Consider the following 506-nt stretch of genomic DNA (forward strand, 5'->3'; position numbering starts at 1 on the left):
AGGTTCATCGCAGATTAGCGTGGACTGGAAATGAAAACGGTTGGAGAGTTATTGTTTAGTCGCCAAACAAAAACAATGACCAACCCCAACCGTTCTCAATGTCGAATATTACCTTCCCCATTGCGCTCTGGGAAGGCTTTGAAGCCGTCCATACCGAGCAAAATTAACAAACCCTCATCATCCACCTAAAACCGATTGATAACGGCCACTGTGCTTGCGGCAAACCGGCTAAGGCTGTTCACGACGCTTCACTTCGCAGCGTATCGGAACGAACCATACTGGCGTTTCAGGTTCAGTTACGGCTACCCGTCCGCCGTATTCTTTGCCCTGATTGCGGTATCGTTCGGGAGCATATCAGCTGGTTAAAGCCCTATGCTCGCCAGACCACACTGCTCATTGAGCATGTCGAGGCGCTACTCAAGCTCTTGCCGATTAAACATATCTCGCAACTCCTTGGCCTGCACTGGCATACCATCAAGACTATCGACAAACGTCGGCTGGCAAGG

The 506-nt window shown here is 50.4% G+C and carries 1 protein-coding gene; it reads left to right on the forward strand.

The window, feature by feature from the left end:
* Positions 1–353: 353 nt before the first annotated feature.
* Positions 354–506 (forward strand): transposase family protein (locus HCX89_RS23145; protein ID WP_368039301.1); only part of this gene is annotated, 153 nt, incomplete at its 3' end.

The sequence above is a fragment of the Shewanella sp. Iso12 genome (genome assembly GCF_012030025.1).
In the GTDB taxonomy this organism is placed as follows: Bacteria; Pseudomonadota; Gammaproteobacteria; order Enterobacterales; family Shewanellaceae; genus Shewanella; species Shewanella algae.